17 protein-coding genes are annotated in these 17,382 nt (G+C 43.3%); 11 read left to right on the top strand and 6 right to left on the bottom strand.

The window, feature by feature from the left end; all coding sequences use genetic code 11:
* The 4 genes from B2866_RS08350 to B2866_RS08340 all read left to right on the top strand — a co-directional run.
* A partial coding sequence (locus B2866_RS08350) for a YadA family autotransporter adhesin (RefSeq protein WP_296192712.1) occupies positions 1 to 2,580 on the top strand: 2,580 nt, incomplete at its 5' end.
* A 91-nt stretch (positions 2,581 to 2,671) separates the two neighbouring features.
* Positions 2,672 to 3,130 (top strand): outer membrane protein assembly factor BamE, encoded by a 459-nt coding sequence (locus tag B2866_RS08345; protein WP_144296598.1) that lies wholly within the window; start codon positions 2,672 to 2,674, stop codon positions 3,128 to 3,130.
* A 449-nt stretch (positions 3,131 to 3,579) separates the two neighbouring features.
* Positions 3,580 to 3,693: a chlorhexidine efflux transporter gene (locus tag B2866_RS13265; protein ID WP_223808478.1), complete on the top strand. Its 114-nt coding sequence runs from the start codon at positions 3,580 to 3,582 to the stop codon at positions 3,691 to 3,693.
* A gap of 218 nt (positions 3,694 to 3,911) precedes the next feature.
* Complete coding sequence (locus B2866_RS08340; RefSeq protein ID WP_144296597.1) at positions 3,912 to 4,202, top strand: DUF4031 domain-containing protein; 291 nt, start codon at positions 3,912 to 3,914, stop codon at positions 4,200 to 4,202.
* Positions 4,203 to 4,264: 62 nt separating this feature from the next.
* Here the strand turns inward: B2866_RS08340 and B2866_RS08335 are convergent, their stop codons facing one another.
* Positions 4,265 to 5,143 (bottom strand): LysR family transcriptional regulator, encoded by an 879-nt coding sequence (locus tag B2866_RS08335; protein ID WP_296192706.1) that lies wholly within the window; start codon positions 5,141 to 5,143, stop codon positions 4,265 to 4,267.
* Between the two features lie 210 nt (positions 5,144 to 5,353).
* Between B2866_RS08335 and B2866_RS08330 the strand changes: the two genes are divergently transcribed.
* A complete protein-coding gene (locus tag B2866_RS08330) occupies positions 5,354 to 6,478 on the top strand; it encodes an S-(hydroxymethyl)glutathione dehydrogenase/class III alcohol dehydrogenase (protein ID WP_296192702.1) in 1,125 nt (374 codons plus the stop codon).
* Positions 6,479 to 6,564: 86 nt separating this feature from the next.
* On the opposite strand, the gene B2866_RS08325 is transcribed toward B2866_RS08330, so the two are convergent.
* Both B2866_RS08325 and B2866_RS08320 read right to left on the bottom strand, forming a co-directional pair.
* Positions 6,565 to 6,813, bottom strand: coding sequence for a DUF2164 domain-containing protein (locus B2866_RS08325; RefSeq protein WP_296192698.1), 249 nt, complete (start codon positions 6,811 to 6,813; stop codon positions 6,565 to 6,567).
* A gap of 29 nt (positions 6,814 to 6,842) precedes the next feature.
* The gene (locus tag B2866_RS08320; RefSeq protein WP_296192694.1) at positions 6,843 to 7,517 is read right to left on the bottom strand and encodes a DsbA family oxidoreductase; all 675 of its coding nucleotides are present in this window, start codon (positions 7,515 to 7,517) and stop codon (positions 6,843 to 6,845) included.
* A 341-nt stretch (positions 7,518 to 7,858) separates the two neighbouring features.
* On the opposite strand from B2866_RS08320, the gene B2866_RS08315 reads away from it, so the two are divergent.
* The 6 genes from B2866_RS08315 to B2866_RS08290 all read left to right on the top strand — a co-directional run bounded on the left by B2866_RS08315 (position 7,859) and on the right by B2866_RS08290 (position 14,829).
* Positions 7,859 to 8,533 (top strand): 2Fe-2S iron-sulfur cluster-binding protein, encoded by a 675-nt coding sequence (locus B2866_RS08315; RefSeq protein WP_296192693.1) that lies wholly within the window; start codon positions 7,859 to 7,861, stop codon positions 8,531 to 8,533.
* On the top strand, positions 8,530 to 9,522 hold the full coding sequence (locus B2866_RS08310; protein WP_296192691.1) for an FAD binding domain-containing protein: 993 nt from the start codon (positions 8,530 to 8,532) through the stop codon (positions 9,520 to 9,522). The genes B2866_RS08315 and B2866_RS08310 overlap by 4 nt, the downstream gene beginning before the upstream one ends.
* A 2-nt stretch (positions 9,523 to 9,524) precedes the next feature.
* Positions 9,525 to 11,945: a xanthine dehydrogenase family protein molybdopterin-binding subunit gene (locus tag B2866_RS08305; protein ID WP_296192688.1), complete on the top strand. Its 2,421-nt coding sequence runs from the start codon at positions 9,525 to 9,527 to the stop codon at positions 11,943 to 11,945.
* A gap of 154 nt (positions 11,946 to 12,099) precedes the next feature.
* Entirely contained in the window at positions 12,100 to 13,350 is a 1,251-nt protein-coding gene (locus B2866_RS08300; protein WP_296192685.1) for an XdhC family protein, read from the top strand.
* Complete coding sequence (locus B2866_RS08295; RefSeq protein ID WP_296192682.1) at positions 13,347 to 14,120, top strand: nucleotidyltransferase family protein; 774 nt, start codon at positions 13,347 to 13,349, stop codon at positions 14,118 to 14,120. Before B2866_RS08300 ends, B2866_RS08295 begins: the two co-directional genes overlap by 4 nt.
* A gap of 187 nt (positions 14,121 to 14,307) precedes the next feature.
* Positions 14,308 to 14,829, top strand: coding sequence for an HdeD family acid-resistance protein (locus B2866_RS08290; RefSeq protein ID WP_288726129.1), 522 nt, complete (start codon positions 14,308 to 14,310; stop codon positions 14,827 to 14,829).
* A 110-nt stretch (positions 14,830 to 14,939) separates the two neighbouring features.
* Here the strand turns inward: B2866_RS08290 and B2866_RS08285 are convergent, their stop codons facing one another.
* From B2866_RS08285 to B2866_RS08275, 3 genes are all read right to left on the bottom strand, one after another.
* The gene (locus tag B2866_RS08285) at positions 14,940 to 15,599 is read right to left on the bottom strand and encodes a class I SAM-dependent methyltransferase (RefSeq protein ID WP_296192671.1); all 660 of its coding nucleotides are present in this window, start codon (positions 15,597 to 15,599) and stop codon (positions 14,940 to 14,942) included.
* 376 nt (positions 15,600 to 15,975) lie between these two features.
* Positions 15,976 to 16,590 (bottom strand): hypothetical protein, encoded by a 615-nt coding sequence (locus B2866_RS08280; protein WP_068407263.1) that lies wholly within the window; start codon positions 16,588 to 16,590, stop codon positions 15,976 to 15,978.
* A 50-nt stretch (positions 16,591 to 16,640) separates the two neighbouring features.
* Entirely contained in the window at positions 16,641 to 17,267 is a 627-nt protein-coding gene (locus B2866_RS08275) for a hypothetical protein (protein ID WP_296192668.1), read from the bottom strand.
* Between the last annotated feature and the right edge of the window lie 115 nt (positions 17,268 to 17,382).

The following is a 17,382-nucleotide window of genomic DNA, read 5'->3' as shown; positions in this document are numbered from 1 at the left end:
GACACTACTACCTACAACAACGTTGGTGATGCGCTAGGCAACCTAGATGGTCGTACCACCACCAACACTGGTAACATTGCTATTAACACCACCAATATCGCCAAAGCTAAGACGACGGTCACGGCAGGCGATAACGTCGTAGTAACTCCAGGCGAAAATAGTGATGGCTCAGCTAACTACATTGTAAAAACCAAAGATGACTTGGTATTGACTAGCGTCACTGCAGGTTCCACCAAGCTTAGTAACACAGGCATCACCATTACTAAAACGCTCAATAGTCCTGAAGGTATTACTGATGTTACCTTGAGCAACTCAGGTCTTAATAATGGCAACAACAAGATTACCAATGTGGCTGCGGGTACTGACACCACAGATGTAGTCAACGTAGGTCAATTAGAGGCGGTATCAACTGTCGCTAACAACTCTGTTCAGTATGATCGCAATGCAGATGGTAGCGTTAATTATGATCGTATTATTGCTGGTAACGGTAAAGGCAGTACAACTGTTATTGAGAAAAACACAGATGGTAAATATGTTGTAGTAAGCGGCGGTACAGTCATTACCAACGTCGCTAACGGTGTTAATGCGGACGACGCTATTAATAAGGGTCAACTAGATAGCATCGTTGCTAATAACATCACTGATGTCGAAATCAAAGATGAGTATGGCAATGTAATAACAAAAAATGTAACTCAGAACGTCATCAATACTAAAGTCAGCACCAACTACGAGGACAATAAAGACTCTTTATTCTTAACCTATAATAAAGAAGGTCAAAAAGTGACTGATCGCCTAACCATTGGCGAGACAGTACAAAAAATGAATACGGAAGGGGTGAAATTTGCTCATACTAATGCAAGTCCTCAGAGTAAAGGCGATATCACCAGTGGTGTGACAAATGACTCCAGTGCGGGTGGCTTTGACTCAACTGCTATTGGTGTTAATGCCATTATTACTGAAAAAGGCATATCTTCGGTCGCTTTGGGTCATAACACTAAAGTTGACGGTGCATCATCAATCGCCATTGGTGATAGCGCTCAAGCTAATGGCAAGCAGTCCATCAGTATCGGTACAAAAAATATCGTCAATGGCGATAACTCTGGCGCTTTTGGTGATGCAAATATTATCGACGGTAGTAGTAGTTATTCTGTAGGTAACAACAATAATATCGATAGTGACGATACTTTTGTTCTAGGGAACAATGTTATACAAACAGTTGCTGGTTCAGTAGTGTTGGGTAGCGAATCCGGTACAACTACTAAAGGTGGCATTATCGGTTATCTAGCAAATGTTAATGATATCAATGATCTCATACTAGCGACTAGGAGTAATAGAGGCGCGGTTGCCGTAGGTAATGCAAGTGCTGGTATTTACCGTCAAATCACTGGTGTTGCTGCTGGTACTGCCGATTCTGATGCCGTTAATGTCTCTCAGCTAAAGGCCGTCAATGCCAAAATTGATAACATCGGTGGGAGTAATACCACACTTAATGATGCGGCCGTTCAGTATGATAAAAAAGACGGCAATATCGATAAAGGCAGTATTACCTTGGCTGGTACTTCTGTTTCGACTGGCATCGGCAACAATGGCAATACTGTTGTCACTAGTGGAGGAACTACTATTACTAATGTCGCCAATGGAGTAAAAGTATCAGATGCAGTCAATAAAGGACAACTAGATAGTCTGGGTGGTGGTGTCGCTGGTATTATCGGTGGTGGCGCTAAATATGAAAATGGCCAATTGGTGGCCGGCAGTACTGGCATTGGCAATACAGGTGAAGTCACTATTCATGACGCTATCGCCTCTATTAATAATGGTAATGCTCAGGCAAATGAAAGTATTAAAGCCAATACAAATGATATTAAAGCTAATACTGAAAGTATCAAAACCAATGCTAACAATATTAAAGCAAATACTGACAGTATAAAAACAAACACAGATGGCATTAAAGCAAACGCTAATAGACTTAACGCTGGCTTAAGCTTCGGTGCTGATAGTGGTAATAATATCAATAAATCAGTAGGAGACAGCACTGCTGTTAAATTTGAAGGCGGCAATAATATCACCACTACGGCTACAAGCAGCGGTATTAAATTTGACTTAAATGGAAATATTAGTGTCGATAGCGTAACGACTGGCAATACAACAATCAACAATACAGGCGTGATCATCAAAGATGGTGCAAGTATGACTGTAGATGGTATATACGCGGGTGATAAAACCATTACTGGAGTCGCTGATGGTATCGAAGTAAAAGATGCGGTCAACTTTGGACAGTTAAACTCGTTAGATAAGCGTCTTGGTAATAGTATCAATGAGCTAGGTTATAAAATTAATGAAGTAGAAGATGATGCGAATGCAGGTATATCAGCTGCAATGGCCATGTCCTCTCTTCCGCAAGCTTATATTCCTGGTAAGTCAATGGTAGGTGGCGGTATCGCTACTTACAATGGCCAAAGTGCGGTTGCAGTTGGTGTATCTAAAGTCTCTGATAATGGTCGCTGGGTAATTAAAGCAAATGGTACAGCAGATACACAGGGGAATGCGGGCGGCGCAATTGGCGCAGGCTTTCATTTCTAAAATTGGTATTGCTAAATTATTTGCTGACAGTGCTTGTTTATAATTATGAAGCGCTGTCACATTACTCATAAAAAATATTAAGGAATTAATAATGAAAAATAATCTCTCTCATTATTGCTTATTAGCAACGACCGCATTGTTTCTCACAGTCTCGGGCTGTGCGCAAAAAAACATAATGCCAACTTGGCATTTGACACCTGGCGCGCAAAAAGGGTCTGTCAACCCTGATGAGTTAGTATTCCCTGATCTTAACAAAGCCTGGCAAAAAGGCGGCACTATTGTTAATCACCAAGATATCGCCAAGATTAAAGTGGGAACCACAAAAGACGAGCTGTATAAGTTAATCGGCACGCCTCATTTCAGCGAAGGTTTTAATGCTCGTGAATGGGATTATATTCTAAAATTTTATAATGCTAATAACACAGTAGAAACGTGCCAATATAAAATCATCTTTGATGACAGTTATGGGGGTAGAATGCGAGATGACGAATTTGGTGTGACAGAAGTTTACTGGAAACCTGCTTCGTGTGCTAAACACCAAACCCTTTAATAGCAATCACTAAGACATCAATCTTAAAGATGCAAGTCATAAAGTGACTTGCATCTTTATTATTTATAGCGCTTTTTTATCTAAATAAATATAAGTGCTATTATGCATTACATCAAAAAATCAAATATTTTTAATAGCAGCGGCACAAATTAGATAAGCCATTAGCCAAAGCTTTAAAAAGAATGCATGAAAACATTAGGACGTTTCATGCGTAACAAAAAAGACCGAATTTGTCACTCTTTAGAGTCTGAGTTTATAGGTCTGCTGTTTTTGCGCCGCTAGCGCGCTTTGTGTTTGGGTTCGAACTGCATTTGATGGTTGTGATGGCACTGGCAGACTTTATTATTGCGACTTTTTGACATTACTTTTATAACATTTTATTTAATCGCCCTATGAGGAGGTAGCACGGCGCAAAAAACTTTAACCATACGCATGCTTCACGCAGCTTTATTTCAAGGAGAGCCATTTTTCTATTTTTACCCGTAATCGCATGGTGTTTAAATATTGGCCTGTGGGAAGCGTTTAAGATGGATATCGTGATGTCGCCCTTTTCTCTGATTTAAGGCTTTGTTTAAAATTAGATTTATGACAAGGTGCTTCCTATTCCTCAAATCAGTTAGAGTAAAATCGATTTTACATTTGATGCTAGCTTAGCAAGCTTCGTTTACTGAGGCTAAATTGATTGCTGCGTAGCGAATGTTTTAAAGTAACAGGCTAAGATGATTAGCTGAAGCGAATAAATATTAAAATGAAAAGCAGAAGTGTTAAGGAGTGGATTCATATGGCAATTTACGTAGATTTTATGCAAATAGAATTTAAAGGCTATAAATGGTGCCATATGCTCGCTGATACCTTGCAAGAGTTGCACGATTTTGCCGCATTGATTGAAGTAGATAAGCGCTTATTTCATCAAAACGCCAGCTATCCGCATTATGACGTCACCGTGCAAATGCGTAAAACCGCGCTTGAATATGGCGCTATCGCCGCCGATCGTAAAAAGATTATTGAGTGTGCAAAAAAGCTAAAAGTAGAGTTAAATGCTCAAATAGCTCGTGCTAAGTCGTCAAAATAAGATTTTTACTTAACTTACAACAATAAGTAGCCTTAATCCTAAATCGCCACTTTCAAGCTTTATTAAGATAAATGCTCTGCTAAATAGTCCACCAGCAATCTGATTTTTGGCGATAAATGACGATTGTGCGGATAAATCGCCCAAATCCCTTCCTCAGGCTCTCTATAGTCATCTAACACGCTGACCAGCGCACCGGACGCTAAGTGTTTTTGTACATAATAATCAGGTAGCTGCACGATACCCAAGCCTTTTAGTGCCGCGTCGACTAGGCTGTGACCGCTGTTATATTGTATGCTGCCTGAGACGCGTAAGTTTATTTCCTTATCAGCGTTTTTATCATTTTCTATAAAGTGCCAATAATCCCGCGTACCAAGTAAGCAATTATGTTGTCTTAAGTCGACTAGAGAATATGGTACGCCGTACTTTTCTAGATAAGCGGGCGCGGCACAGACAAAATTGGTACGATGACTGAGTTTTTTTGCCATCATCGTTGAATCGCTTAATTTGCCAATACGAATCGCCAAATCATAACCACCCTCGATCAAGTCAATTTTTTGATTGCTCAAAAAAGCCGTCACTTCGATATCGCGGTATTGCACCATAAAATCATTGATAAGGGGCAATAACTGCTGTTCGCCATAGGTGACAGGCGCGGTCAGTTTAATTCTGCCTTGCGGTTTGGTTTGTAAACTGCTTACGGCTTGTTCGGCCGCATCTAAGCCGTCAATCACACCGCGGCAATGCTGATAAAATACCCGACCTTCTTCAGTCAGCGATACCTTGCGCGTCGTACGATACAGCAATTTAATGTTAAGGCGTTTTTCTAAGGCGCTTATCTGCCGACTGACCTGCGCGGTTGAAATACCCAATTCTTTTGCTGCTCGCGTAAAGCTTTCGTACTCCGCCACATAAACGAACTCGCTAATGCCATCCCAGCGCATGATTATTACCACTGTGTAAAAGATAATTGCAAATATAGCATATTGTTATCACGGCAGAAACAACTATAATGGACAGTATAAAATGAATCCTTTACAAACAGCTCAAATATAAACTGCTATAACTAGCGCTTGCCTCTATCAAGTAAGCGCTATAAGCTAAATTGGTCTGCGGATAATAAACGATAAAATGAATTAAAAAGAGAGAATACTATGTCAGATAACTTTATCAAATCCAAAGCCGCCATTGCGTGGGGGCCAAATGAGCCATTGTCTATCGAAGAAGTGGATGTGATGCTGCCCAAAAAAGGCGAAGTACTGGTGAAAATTGTCGCCAGTGGTGTTTGTCATACCGATGCGTTCACATTATCTGGCGAAGACCCAGAAGGTGTGTTTCCTGCAATTTTAGGCCACGAAGGCGGCGGTATCGTTGAGCAAATCGGTGAAGGTGTCACCAGCGTACAAGTCGGCGACCATGTCATTCCTTTATACACCGCAGAGTGCGGCGTCTGTAAAATGTGCCGCTCAGGTAAAACCAACCTGTGCTCAGCAGTACGTGAAACCCAAGGTAAAGGCTTGATGCCAGACGGTACCACGCGTTTTTACAAAGATGGCGAGCCAATTTACCATTATATGGGTTGCTCAACCTTTTCTGAATATACGGTGTTGCCAGAGATTTCATTAGCAAAGGTGAATAAAGAAGCGCCGTTAGAAGAAGTCTGCTTGCTCGGTTGCGGCGTGACCACAGGTATGGGCGCCGTCATGAATACCGCAAAAGTCGAAGAAGGTGCAACGGTTGCTATCTTTGGTTTGGGCGGTATTGGACTATCGGCGGTTATCGGTGCACAAATGGCCAAGGCCAGCCGTATTATTGCCATTGATATTAATGAGAGCAAGTTTGAGCTGGCCAAAAAATTGGGCGCGACGGATTGCATCAATCCAAAAGATTACGACAAGCCGATTCAAGATGTCATCGTTGAATTAACCGATGGCGGCGTTGATTATTCGTTTGAGTGTATCGGTAACGTCGATGTCATGCGCTCAGCGTTAGAGTGCTGCCATAAAGGTTGGGGCGAGTCGGTCATCATCGGCGTCGCTGGCGCAGGGAAAGAGATCTCAACCCGTCCATTTCAGCTAGTCACAGGTCGCGTTTGGAAAGGCTCAGCATTTGGTGGTGTCAAAGGTCGCTCAGAGTTGCCAGGCTACGTCGAGCGCTACCTAGCAGGAGAAATTCCGTTACAAGACTTTATTACTCATACCATGCCATTAGAAGATATTAACGAAGCTTTTGACTTGATGCATAAAGGTGAGAGTATTCGCTCTGTGGTGCATTTCTAGAATGATGCTTAGATAGCTAAGCTTTTTTAACGCTATTAAATAAAAATGCCGCTCCTATAATGGAGCGGCGTTTTTTTGTATGTCTTTTAATCTTTTTTAAAGCTGTGCATGTCTTCTAAAACGCCTGTAAATCTATCGTATAACCAAGGTTCAATATCGTCGACCACTTGATTGTAGAGAGGTGGTCCTAAGGTTTCGATGATAAAGTCTAATAAAAACTCAGCAGGCAGGTTGCCAATATCAACATCAAATTCCTCGCTCATATACTCTCTAAGCTTATCCAAGACAATTTCTTCTGCTTCGTCTGACAGCGTCAGTAATTTTACTTTACTCATTAATCATAGTCCTATTAGCAAAGCTTTATTTACTCTTGCATAGCAGCCAATTGTTGTAAAATATTGACGTAATTGTCCATGCCTTGTGCGCCGCTGACCAAATGCCGCTCATTAAAAATCATTGCTGGCACGCTTTGAATACCTTGCTGCTGCCAGTAGCGCTCTTCTGCGCGTACCTCTTTGGCAAAACGCTGATCCGCCAGCACAGCCAGCGCCTCTTCACGATTAAGTCCAACTTCCGCTGCGATATCAGCCAGCACGTTATTATCAGAAATATTGCTACCATCGGTAAAATGGGCGCCAAATAACGCCTGCTTTAACTCATGCATTGGCTTTTGTCCTTGTTGACCTGCCCAATACAACAGCTGATGCAGATTAAAAGTATTGTGCATCCGCGTGTCATCGTTGAAATTAAATTCAAAGCCAACTTCATCGCCCGCTTGCGTCATTCTAAGGCGGCTCGCGTCTGATTCTTCCTTGCTCGAACCGTATTTTTCCATAATATGTTCGCGCAAATTTTGTCCTGCGCTTGGCATATTGCTATTTAGCTCAAACGGATGCCAGTGTATTTCGTGCTCGGTATTGGTTTGCTTGAGCGCCTCAGCCAATTGACGATAACCGATGATACACCACGGGCAAACCACGTCTGAGACAATATCAATGCGCAGAGGTTTTTTGGATAGCGGTTGATTTGAGTTTTCCATATTTTTATACCTATTTTATTGATTATGTTCGATTTATTTATAGAAGGTTTTATAAGGTTGAATCCATATTAAGAGAATGAAATCGTGATTACAATGGTTGCTAAGTTACAGGTTCTATTAACGAGGTTAAGCAGCCAACCGCAGTTGTAAAGGAGAGTTATCGTAGGTTTAAAAGTTGACAAAAAAGTTTTGTCCTCACTATTTGCTTAAAAAAACTACACTGCAATGACTACAAAGTAAAAACAAAACGCTGTTTTTGATACGCCATAATGAAACGATTGACGCTGTTTAAGAGCGTGCACACTTATCCTTTTATGAATAACTGCCAGCGAGAAGCCAGCATGTCTACCTTGACGTTAACGATTAATCAGCAAGATTATCAGCTCGATAATCTTGATCCGCGCACGACATTGCTTGATGTCTGCCGCCAGCATCTACAAATTACCGGACCCAAAAAGGGCTGCGACCACGGTCAATGCGGCGCTTGTACCATGCTCATTAATGGGCGACGGGTTAATTCTTGTTTGACCCTTGCGGTCATGCATGACGGTGATGAGATTACGACGATTGAAGGCATTGGAATGCCTGAATCGCTCTCAGATCTACAGCAAGCGTTTAAAGATCACGATGCGTTTCAGTGTGGTTACTGTACGCCGGGGCAAATTTGTTCAGCCACGGCTTTGATTGAAGAGATTAAGCAAAACTGGCCAAGCTACGTGACCACAGACTTACAAAATCCTGATGGCTTGCTGGTGCAAGAAATCGCCGAACGCATGAGTGGTAATATTTGCCGCTGTTCGGCTTATCCGAACATTATTAATGCCATCTCGCAGGTTTTGGAGAGTGAGATAAAAAATAAAGCTGCTACTGAAAATAATATTAACAAAAGCCCAGATGCTGCAAGTGTTATCGGTATTTGGTCGCCGCCGCCTAGTGAAACGCAGCTTAGTAAACCCTCGCAAAATGAGGCGTCACAAAATAAAAATCATAACGCCCAAGCAGGAGCTCACTCATGAAACGCTTTGACTATGTCCGTGCCGAGGCGCCTAAACAAGCGGCGACTGCTGCCGGCCCAAAAGATGCATCATTTATCGGCGGTGGCACCAATCTCTTAGATTTAATGAAGTTTGAGATTGAAACACCAACCAAATTGGTCGATATCACCCGTCTTGAGCTTGAGCAAATCGAAACCACCGCTGATGGCGGATTACGTATCGGTACGCTGGTCACCAATAGTGATTTGGCAGCGCATCCGGAGGTCATTGCCAATTATCCCGTATTATCGCGCGCCATATTAGCGGGCGCGACGGGTCAACTGCGTAACAAAGCCACGACTGGCGGTAATTTTTTACAGCGTACGCGTTGTTATTATTTTTATCAGACTGACAGCTCATGTAATAAACGCGAGCCCGGCAGTGGCTGTCCAGCGATTAATGGCGAGAACCGTACCCTTGCTGTTTTAGGTACAAGTGATGCTTGTATTGCCCAACATCCCTCTGATATGGCGGTGGCAATGCGGTTGCTTGATGCTGTTATTGAAACGGTGAAAGCAGATGGTTCTACCCGTTGTATTCCAATTAAAGACTTTTATTGTTTGCCAAAAGACACGCCGCATATCGAGAATGTCTTGGAGAGTGGCGAGCTTATCACTCATGTCGTTTTACCACCGCCTATCAAAGGCATGCATACCTATGACAAAGTCCGTGACCGTGCTTCTTACGCCTTTGCCTTAGTGTCTTGTGCGTCTGTCATAGAGGTTGATGACGACGGTAACTTGGCGACCGTACGTTTGGCTTTTGGTGGTATTGGGGTGATGCCGTGGCGTAATGAAGACGTTGAAGCATTATTAACGGACACGGCGGGTGATGACGCTACGATCGCACAAGCCGCCGACTTATTATTAAAAGAGGCCAAAGGTCACGGTCAAAACGATTTTAAAATTCCACTGACGCGTCGCCTACTTAAACAAGTTATTCAGCGCGCCTTAGCGGGCGAGGGAGCATAATCATGTCATTATTGGACTCAGTATTGCCATCAGAACCTACCAAAAAAATGATGATGAATGAGCCTGTCGATTCGCTTTTTGACAAAACGGCAAGCAAGTTGGTCGGCAAACCGATCAACCGTGTTGATGGCTCGTTAAAGGTCAGCGGAAAAGCGCCTTATTCAGCAGAGTTTTATCGAGAAAATCAAGTTTACGGCGTTTTAGTTGGCGCGAAAATAGCCAAAGGACAAGTGGAAAATATCGATAGCAGTGCTTTAGAGGATATTCCTGGCATCATCAAAGTCGTAACCGATCCTAAGCATTTTTTGCGAAACTCACAGCAAGGCGGTGAGACCGAAGCACCAATCCAAGGCGCCAGTGAGATTTATTATCACGGGCAGCCGATAGCGGTAGTGGTTGCTGAGACTTTTGAAGCGGCGACCGAAGGCGCTAATGCCCTTAAAGTCACTTATAAAGATGAGACCGAACAAGCGGCATTAAACTTTACCCAAGAGCTGCCAAGTGCTCATGATGTCAATGAGCAAAAGGGCCCAGATAAAAATTCTGTTACAGGCGACCCTGAAAAAGGTTTGGCGCAAGCGGAAATTACTCTCGATCGCTTTTACCATACGCCAAGTCAAAGCAACTCGCCGATGGAGCCGCATGCGACGCTGGCTTATTGGGAAGACGATAAGCTCATCATGTATACCTCAAACCAAATGATTGCCTCTTGCAAGCAGCAAGTGATGGATGCTTTAGATCTAAAAAAGGATCAGGTGCAATTAATCTCTTATTTTGTTGGTGGTGGTTTCGGTAGTAAATTGGGTATCGCGCCTGAGTCGATTGCAGCAGCGATTGCGGCAAAAGAGCTTGGTCGTCCTGTGCTGATCAGTATGACGCGTCCGCAAGTGATGGAAGCAACCGTTAGACGCTCAAACACTCGCCAACGTATCGCTATTGGCTGCGATAAAGACGGCATTATCAACACCTTTATTCACGATACCGTTGGCAGTAATTTACCGTGTGAGGCATTTTTTGAGCCGACGGCGCTGTCGACCAAATATTTATACCGCGGTGAAAATCGCCGCGTGAATTATAAGCAAGTAGATATGAATTACGTGCTGTCGGGCTCCATGCGCGCGCCCGGTGAAGCGGTCGGTATGATTGCGGTTGAATGTGCGATGGATGAATTGGCCACGCAGTTAAATATTGATCCGCTTGAGCTGCGCCGCCGTAACGAGCCTGAGCAAGACCCAAGCCAAGACATTCCGTTTTCGACGCGGCAGCTACTTGCTTGTATGGAGCAAGGGGCGGCGCAGTTCGGTTGGGAGCAGCGCAATCCCAAGCCTGCCAGTCAGTTAGAGGGTGATTGGTGGATTGGTACGGGAATGGCGGCCTCCGCTCGTGGTAATCAGTTAAAACTGTCAGAGGCGCGGGCGACACTGCAAGTTGACGATTCAAAAGCCCTTGGCGTTAAAGCCATTATCGAAACTGACATGACCGATATCGGCACAGGCTCTTATACGGTTTTTTCCCAGGTTGCCGCTGATTTACTAGGCTTGCCGATAGACCATATCGAGATGAAGCTCGGTGATAGTGAGCTGCCATCAGCCTCAGGCTCGGGTGGTAGTTGGGGTGCGGCAAGTGCAGGTAGTGGTATCTATCTTGCCTGTGAGCAGCTGCGCGATATGTTGGCAGAAAAAGTCGGGCTTTATCCAGATACCATTCAGCTTGATAAAGGTCAGATCAAACAAGCAGGCGAGCATAACCCTAGCGTTACAGAAGCAGCGGTCGAAGCGCTTAAAGACAAAGCGCTAGACTTAAAAGATACAGTCGCTGAGAAAACAGGTCTAGCATTATCAGAGTCTGCTACCGAAAAATACGATTTTAGCAATTCTCAGTCTTATGCATTGGCAGATATTATTGCTGAATGCGATGAGCAAAAAATGAGCGCTAAAGGTCAAATCAAGCCGGGTAAAAATGCCAAAAGCCATCGCCAAGCGTCGTTTGGTGTCAATTTCGCAGAAGTCGCCGTCCATAGAGTGACTGGCGAGATACGTCTCAAGCGCATGGTAGGTGCTTTTGCTGCTGGTCGGATTTTAAATCATAAAACCGCTACTTCACAGTGCTACGGCGGTATGGTGTTTGGGATTGGCTCGGCGCTCATGGAGGAAGTCATCCATGATAAGCGCGATGGTCGCCTATGCAATCATGACCTTGCTGAATACCATGTACCTGTCAATGCCGATGTGCCGCAACTAGAAGTGATATTGGTCGAAGAAGACGACCCTTATACCAATCCTATGCATATCAAAGGGATCGGCGAAACCGCGATTTCTGGAGCAGCGGCGGCTATTGCTAATGCTATTTATAATGCGGTCGGTGTGCGCGTTTACGATTTCCCAATCACCCTTGATAAGCTGCTTCATGAGTTGCCAGAATAGCTATTGTTAATAATCGATATGAAAGAATGGCTAACTGATGATTGATATAAGACACCCGCTAGCGGCCATCACTAGCGGGTTTTTATAAGGCGCAATGCAATTTTAATCATTAAAACTGCAACTAAAATAAAAATAAATAGAGATAAGAGGCACTATGAATCAGGTCGCTGATATTCTAAAGCTCGCAGGCGAGGCGCAGCAGCAAAACATCGATGCGGTGTTAGCAACGGTAGTACATACCGAAGGCTCGGCATATCGGCGTGCTGGGGCAATGATGCTTATCTGCGCTGATGGACGCTCGGTTGGGATGATTAGCGGTGGTTGCCTAGAACCACATATCATCAAACGTGCTTTTTGGTTGACGCGTCATGGCGCAAACGTGCAGGTTTATCAAACGGGTAGTGATGAGAGTGACGAGGCAGATGATGATAGTGAAAGTAATGGCAATGGAAATGGCGATTTAGAAAATGAGCTGCATTTCGGTTTGGGCTGTAATGGCAAGGTTCATGTACTGTTTGAGCGTTTGACAGCCGCAAAGCAGTTTTTAGAAGTTATTAATCATGTTCGTCGTAGCCAAAATCCTACAACGATAGCGACGTTAATTCACGCAAATGATCAATACTATTTACCCATTGGGCTTCGGCTAGATCTAAAAGACTATATTGCCAACGGAAAAATAACTTTCGTCAGCGGTGCTCGTATGGGTAATCAAGCGTTCATTGAGCAAGCGAATATTTTTACTCATGAGATTGAAGGGTTAGTTAAAACTCTGTCAACGCATGTAGTTTCTAACAAAAATACCGAATACGTTGTCTTAAAAAACGGTGATATCACCACAGAATGGCTTATCCAGCGTCTACAACCACAGCACCGTTTGCTTGTTTGCGGGGCAGGGAATGATGTGATGCCGCTTGTGACCATGGCAAAATTACAAGATTGGCACGTCAGCGTTATCGATAGCCGTGCCCAGTATGCCACGCGGATGCGTTTTCCCGAAGCGGATATGGTGATGCCAGTCGCATTGGACGATAATGAGAAACTGCTGAAGCTCAGTCGTCATGCGGCGGTCGCGTTGATGTCGCACAGTTTGACCCAAGATCGTGCCCGTCTTTCGTTATTGCTTGCGCATCCGACTCATTATAAATATCTTGGGCAATTAGGCCCAAGTTACCGAACCGAGCGCTTAGTTAATGAGATTCGTGCTGTCAAAGACAATCCGGCAAGTTTAAGTGAGGGCGTGAAAAAACTCCATTATCCGATTGGTTATAAACTAGGCGGTGATGGCCCTGAAGCTTTAGCACTTGGCATCATGGCACAAATAAGCGCTGTCATGCACGAGCAAAATCCTGCTAATGATTTTTTAGATAATAATAGAACCATATCTGAAATATTGAGCGGTGTATGAAGAAAAGTGACTTAACGTCAAATAGCGCGGCATTACCAAATCAAAATTCTAGCCAGCAATCAAGCCATACCATTATTCTTCTAGCCAGCGGCCTCAGTCGTCGTCTTGGAGAGGCTAAACAGCTGCTTTATAAAAATGGCGTTCCGTTAATTAGCCATATGATAAGACTGGCAGCAAGCACAAATCCGCAAGTTATTATCGTCGTTATTCCTAAAAATGAGGCATCGATAGCTAGTGAGGTAGCAAAACTAAGCGACACCCATTTACATATCAAGACTGTCATTAACCAAACGCCCGAAACTGGTATGGGACATAGTCTTTATACTGCTATTGAAGCCTTAACTCAGTTTGTTAATGATAAAGCTTTTAATCATGAAGTGGTTGAGCGAGTGTTAATTATGGGGGTTGACCAAGTTTTATTGGACATTGAACATGTTAATGAATTGCTAGCCGGTAAGCATTTAGTGGTTGCCAGTGGTTATGAGCATTGGCAGATTTTCGATATGTTATCAAAAAATGGGCATATCGAGCGTAAAGCCGAGGTCAAAAATGAAACGAAAAATCCCATCGTTGGTCTACCGTTAGTTATCGATTATCAGCTACTTAAACAATGGCAGCTTCATATAAGTGGAGACAAAGGCCTACGTTATTTAATCAGAGCGCTCTCGCCCAGTGAAATCAGTACAGTCTTCAATAAACAGCTGAGCTATGATATCGATACGCCCGAGCAACTTGCCTATGCCAGACAGCATGGCTGGGTTGATAAATAATTTGACGCCAAGAATCGTTTGGATGATAGGTGTATTACGCCTAAACCGTTAGCAGGGTTATAAGCATAATACGACGCCCAAGCTCTGATGGTAACAGGATTACCTGAATACATTACTACCGTCATACAAGGCTGCCAATAACCTGCGATATCATTTGCGCATTATAAATATAAAGTAAGGGGATCTTATGAGTCGTACACTGTGGCTAGTCGTTGGTATTATCAGTATTCTTGGTGGTATCTTTGCTTTTTTTAATCCGCTTAGCGCCAGTTTTGCCGTTGAACAGCTGGCTGGATTTGTATTTCTTCTTGTCGGTATCTTACAGTTTATTGCCCTGTTCCGTGCTTATACCACGACGGGTAAAGTGTTGGCGGCCATTGGCGGTGTACTTGGCATATTTATTGGTATTGAGCTACTACAAAACCCGCTACAAGGTATTTTGACCCTAACCATGGTGATTGCGATTTTATTTATGGCAACGGGTATTGTCAGAGTAATTGTTGCTTTTGGTCTACGCCGAACCGTGGCTTTTGTGCCAATATTAATCTCAGGGCTTATCTCGATTGCGTTGGCTATCATGATATTCACCAGCTATCCGCAGTCAGCGACTTATATTCTTGGCGTCCTATTGGCCGTTGAGCTGATATCTAATGGTATCTCATTAATCATGTATTCACGTGTGCAATCATCTTTGGTTCGACGCTTATAAATACATAAAATTATAAAAGCCACTAGCAATAAATTACCCTATAAAATGCATAAAAAAGACGCCGTAAAATGGCGTCTTTTTTATTCTAGAAGTTTTGATTGTTTTAAATATTAACGCGAAAAGGTCAAAATATGGCCTTTAAAAGGTAGTTCAAGATAAGTGGTGTCCTCAGGTTTCACGTGCTGACTGCTAAAGCCAAATTCAACCATCTTATGGGTCAGCTTGTTTTTGCGCCCACGTCCAGGGTCAACGACGATAACCTCACAAGTTGGGAGCGCATGACGGTCGATAAACTCCGCTAAGATATCGATATGCTGATCTTCATATAGCAAATCGCTACCGATGATGATATCAAACTTGCCAAGGTGGCTATTGTCCTCGGCCCAGTCTAAACGCTCAAAGTTAATCTCTTTATTATTATTCAGCGTGGTATTTCTATCCAAAAAATACTCAACCGTCGGATGATAATCGGTCGCTGTAATATCGGCATGGCGATGGTTCAGTAGTAGACTTGATAATGCCATACCGCAGCCAACTTCCAAGATACGCTTGCCTGCAATATCATAATCAAGCATATGATTGGCCAGCACCAAGCTTGACGGCCAAATTACGCCGAACATCGGCCACGACGCCGAGCAAATACCAAGGTCCAGCGCCTCGTTATCGGGGTCACTAAATTGTTGATTGTCGCGTAGGGTGCAGATATGAATGTCAGTATTGCCAATTTCAATCGTTTGATAACGTAAGCGCACAGTGGTTAGCGAAGCCATAAACTGTCCTAAAAATAAGCAAGAATGCAAGGTTTGGCAAAAGTTGCCACGTTCGGGGAATGTAGTTATTAATAAAGATGATTTAAAACATTGGAAATGTGAAAATGAGGAAAATCTAGCAATGGAGGTTTTAATTAAAACTATAAATTTAACGAAAAAACTAAACAGTTGCTTATAATAAGTATAATCTAACGTTTAAACCTTTATTGTTAATTCTAAGGGTGTTATTATTACGCGATAAAATTATAAATGGTAATTTTTATTAGTAGATTCAGTAGTTTAAGTTACAGACATAAAAAATGCACCGTTTATGGTTAAAGGGTGCATTTATACTAAGCAGTTGGTTTGATTAAGTGTGGCTTGCTAAATATTCGGTCTAATTAGTAAATCTAAGCCCAGACGTTTTAAGCGCCCATACCAACTCAACAAAGGCACGGTTGTTGGTTAAAGGTTCGCCATCGATGATAAGCACGTAGCCTGAGCCATCAATCCATAAAAATACAAAACTGGTTTCAGGAATCAGCAAATCAACTTGCTGAAAGAAAGAAATCGCTTGGCTCTCTACCGCCCAGCCGCGTTGTTTTTGGCGTAGCATAAAGCCTGAAAAGTCCGCCGCCGCCACACTAAGCATATCCGCTTCTTCTTGGCTATAGCCAATCCGTGCCAGACAAAATCCTTCATCAGAACCAATCGCCGCGCGGCGTTTACCCGACAAGCTTGAAACGACATACGGTAAAAATTGATCAAGCGGCAAATTTGGCGCGGGCAAAAATAACGACAGCTTCTCAATCCAGCCATGTTCTAAAAAGCTGTCTAACCATTCATCAGAATAGCGCTCGAGCCAGTCGGCTGCCAGCAGCGTCTCGTTATGCGACAATAAATCTTGCAAGGATAACTGCTCAGGCGTTGGTTCACTTTGCGAAAATGCCTCAAAAATGCCAGCTGGGGTCAAGGTCAGATAGGTTTTATCAGCGTTTAAATAAGAAGACATAGCGGCTACTCGTTAGATGAATGTTGATGATGCTATGAAAAATAAGCACGTTAAGCGTCTTGTGTGTCTTTAGTTTGATCAAGCTTTTGCTGACAGTCATTCCAGCGCGCATCGAATTGCCAATCGCTTTTACCCAAGCGAAACCAAACCAAGGAGAATGCCAGACGGTCGTGACGCGCGATACAATGAGCAAAAAACTCGTTTTCGATTTGCTCTATGGTATCCCAGTCTTGATTGTCACGCGCGAGCATCAAATCGTTGGTGATGTCTTTAGCGATTTCTTTGGCGTCATCGCTACTGATACGCAGGCGCTGCGTCTGTTCATTTAAAGATGGTGAGACCAGTACGCTCCAGCGCGTTGCCAGCATACTGTTTTTTTGGATATAGCTTTTTTTATCGATACAATCTCGAAAGCCTTGCTCGATATGCGGCAGCATGCGCCCTTGCAAGCGGGTAAACATATTGGTGACATCATAGGGAATGTCATACCAGCAGCCATAAAAAAAATCGGCTACCGCACCTTGTAGTGGTTCTTTTTCGTTTAACAGTAGGGCAGCATTGATACGTTGTTCGTGAAAATGGCGGTTGTTGGGTGCGATAAATATCTTACGTGAGTAAAGACGATAGACGCGCCGTGCTGCCATTTCACTTTCTTTGATGAGATCTAAATCAGACATAAGCGTGTCCTGTTAGTCATAGCACTGTGCAAAAAGCGGTTAAAAAGTTATTCAAAAAGTATTAATAAAAATGCTATTAGGGCACCACTTTGCTCAATCGCTATGACGTGATAGA

The organism is Psychrobacter sp. UBA3483 (assembly GCF_002377905.1).
Lineage (GTDB): Bacteria > Pseudomonadota > Gammaproteobacteria > Pseudomonadales > Moraxellaceae > Psychrobacter.
The sequence above is the reverse complement of the archived record's forward strand: the minus strand, read 5'-3'. Positions and strand labels throughout refer to the sequence as shown.